Source organism: Pseudonocardia sp. KRD291, from assembly GCF_019263595.1.
Classification (GTDB): Bacteria; Actinomycetota; Actinomycetes; order Mycobacteriales; family Pseudonocardiaceae; genus Pseudonocardia.
In genome coordinates this window covers 1-2,875 of the sequence record NZ_JADQDD010000454.1, presented here as the reverse complement: position 1 = coordinate 2,875, position 2,875 = coordinate 1, and the positions used below count along the sequence as shown (strand labels likewise).

Genomic DNA, 2,875 nt, shown 5'->3' with positions numbered 1-2,875 from the left:
CCACCGGCATGGTCGCGGTCACCAGTCCCACCCGCAGGTACTGCACGACGGCGACCATCCGCTCGTCACCGCCGAGGTCGCGGGTGATGGCGACCAGCCCGGACGCGCCGCCCGCGGTGAGCGCCAGCATCCCGGTCAGCGGGGACACCCCGCGCGCCACGCCCATCAGCAGCCCGGCGCCCATGCTGGCCAGCAGCGTGCCGAGGCTGATCAGCAGCACCGGGAGCCAGTCGGCGGCCACGGTCGCGAGGGTCTCCGGGCGGGCCAGCAACCCGATCACGATGCCGATCACGGCCTGCGCCCCGGCCGTCGCCGGCTTCACGACCCGCGACGGGCCCCACCCGAGCAGCGCCAGCACGGTCGCGACCAGCAGTCCGGCGAACAGGGCGGGCGACGGGACGTCGACGGCGGCGAACGCGAGCGTCGCACCGACGGTCAGCAGGGCCAGCGCCGCCCACCGGCCCCAGGACACGGATCTGAGGCGGTCCATCCGATCCGCCGCCCGATGACCCATCGGTCGAGCCTAGGCAGCCGGTCCGGCCGTCGCAGAACCACATCCGATCTTTGCGCAGTGAAATCACACACCGCACCACGGCGCTCGAGAGGGCACCATCGATCACGACGAGGGAGTCGAACCGGCGGAGGTGGCAGGTGGGCGAGCACGCGGACGAGGTCGGGCTGGGCCCGGTGATCGCGGGACTGACCGCGCCCGGTGGGGAGTTCGAGCTGGTCACCGAGAGAAGCGTCAGCGGAACGAGCATCGGCACCGAGAGAAGCGTCAGCGGAACGAGCATCGGCACCGAGAGAAGCGTCAGCGGAACGAGCAACGGCACCGAGGTGGGCGGCCGTCCGATGCGGGTGTACCGGCGTGGTCCGCACACCCTGGGCGAGCTGCTCGTCGGGACCGAGGTGTTCGGCGACCGGACGTTCACCGTGTACCGGGGCGAACGTCGGACCTACCGCGAGCACCTGGTGCTCGTCGCCGGGCTGGCCCGCGCGCTCCTCGAGGGGTTCGGGCTGGCGCCGGGCGACCGGGTCGCGATCGCGATGCGCAACGTCCCGGAGTGGCCGGTGGTGTTCTTCGCGGCGCAGGTGGCCGGGCTGGTCGCGGTCCCGCTCAACGCCTGGTGGAGCGCCCCGGAGCTGGCCTGGGCCGTCGCCGACTCGGGTTCGCGGGTCGTGTTCGCCGACACCGAGCGCGCCGCCGTGCTGGCCGGTGCGGGCGTCGGCACCGGCGCCGGGGCAGGGGTCCCGGTGATCCGGGTCCGCGGCACCGGGCCCGCCCCGGACGGGGTCCGGGAGTGGGACGACCTCGTGCGCGACCTCGACCCCGCCGCGACGGTGCCGGACTCCCACGTCGGCCCGGACGACGTCGCGACGATCCTCTACACCTCCGGCACCACCGGCCGTCCGAAGGGCGCGGTCGGCACGCACCGCAACCACTGCACGAACCTGCTCAACGTCGCGCTGCAGGGACGGGCCGGTGCGCTGCTGTCCGGCACCACGCCCAGCAGCGAGCCCGGCACGCTGCTGGCCTACCCGATGTTCCACATCGCCGGCATCAACGGCCTGGTCGGGGCGGTGCTGGGCGGGGCGAAGCTGGCCACGCTGCACCACTGGGACCCGGACACCGCCCGCGAGCTGGTCCGCGACGAGAAGCTCACCCGGACCGCCGGGGTGCCCTCGACGATGGCCGGGCTCGTCGAGCAGGCCGCGGAGCACCCGGCCGACCTGGCGTCGCTGACGACGATCGGGATGGGCGGCGCCCCGATCCCGCCGGAGCTGGTCGCCCGGATCGGCCGCGACCTCGGCGCCGGGGCGGCGAACGGCTACGGCCTGACCGAGACGACGTCGGCGATCTGCGCCAACTCCGGGCCGGACTACCAGGCCCACCCGGACAGCGTCGGCCGCCCGGCCCCCGGCGCCGAGCTGCGCATCGCCACCGCCGACGGGGAGGGCCCGGACGCGGCCGAGGGCGAGATCGGCGAGCTGTGGTTCCGCGGGCCCAACATCGTCCGCGGCTACTGGAACAACCCGGACGCCGACGCGGCCGCGTTCGTCGACGGCTGGTTCCGCACCGGCGACCTGGGCCTCGTCCGCGACGGCTGGGTCTACGTCGTGGACCGGCTCAAGGACGTCGTGCTGCGCGGCGGCGAGAACGTCTACTCGGTGCAGGTGGAGTCGGCGATCCACGAGGTGCCCGGCGTCGTCGAGGTCGCCGTGCTCGGGGTGCCGCACCCGACGCTGGGGGAGGAGGTCGCGGCGATCGTGCACGCCGAGCCCGGCACCGCCCGCGACGACGACACGATCCGCGCCGCCGTCACCGCCCGGGTCGGCGCGTTCGCCGCCCCCGCGCACGTGCACTGGTCCGACGAGCCCCTCCCGCGCACCGCCACCGGCAAGATCCGCAAGCGCGACCTGCGCGACACCCTGACCACGCCCGGTACGACCTGACCCCGTCCCCGTCTTCCGATGCCACACACGTTCGACGCCCCGCACATGCCGTACATGGTGTGTGCGGGGTACCGACGGTGTGTGAGACCGGGCGTCAGCCGTCCTGCAGCTCGCGGACGGCGGCGTCGGCGCGGTCGCGGGCGGTGTCGGCGGTCCGGGCGGCGCGGGCGGCCTCCTTCTCCGCGGTCGCGGTGGTGTGTGCCGCCCGGTTGGCCGCGCCCGACTCGGTGCGGGCCCGTTCGAGGGCCTCGACCAGCTCGGAGACCCGGTCCCGGGCCTCGTCGCGGCGACGTCCGGCGTCCTCGGCCTCTGCGCGCGCGGTCTCGTGATGCTCCCGGGCCCGGTCGGCGGCCTCCCGCGCGCGGTCGGCGTCGGCCTGCGCGCTGGCGAGCGCCCGTTGCCGCCGGAGCGCACCGGCATC

At 75.1% G+C, this 2,875-nt stretch carries 3 protein-coding genes; 1 reads left to right on the top strand and 2 read right to left on the bottom strand.

Going from position 1 to position 2,875, the window contains the following annotated elements:
• On the bottom strand, positions 1-490 hold a 490-nt coding region (locus I4I78_RS31610; RefSeq protein WP_218615176.1), incomplete at its 3' end, for an AbrB family transcriptional regulator.
• A 161-nt stretch (positions 491-651) separates the two neighbouring features.
• Between I4I78_RS31610 and I4I78_RS31605 the strand changes: the two genes are divergently transcribed.
• A complete protein-coding gene (locus I4I78_RS31605) occupies positions 652-2,454 on the top strand; it encodes a class I adenylate-forming enzyme family protein (RefSeq protein ID WP_218615175.1) in 1,803 nt (600 codons plus the stop codon).
• Between the two features lie 94 nt (positions 2,455-2,548).
• Here the strand turns inward: I4I78_RS31605 and I4I78_RS31600 are convergent.
• Positions 2,549-2,875, bottom strand: a 327-nt coding sequence (locus I4I78_RS31600; RefSeq protein ID WP_374225958.1) for a hypothetical protein, incomplete at its 5' end; no start/stop codon positions are given.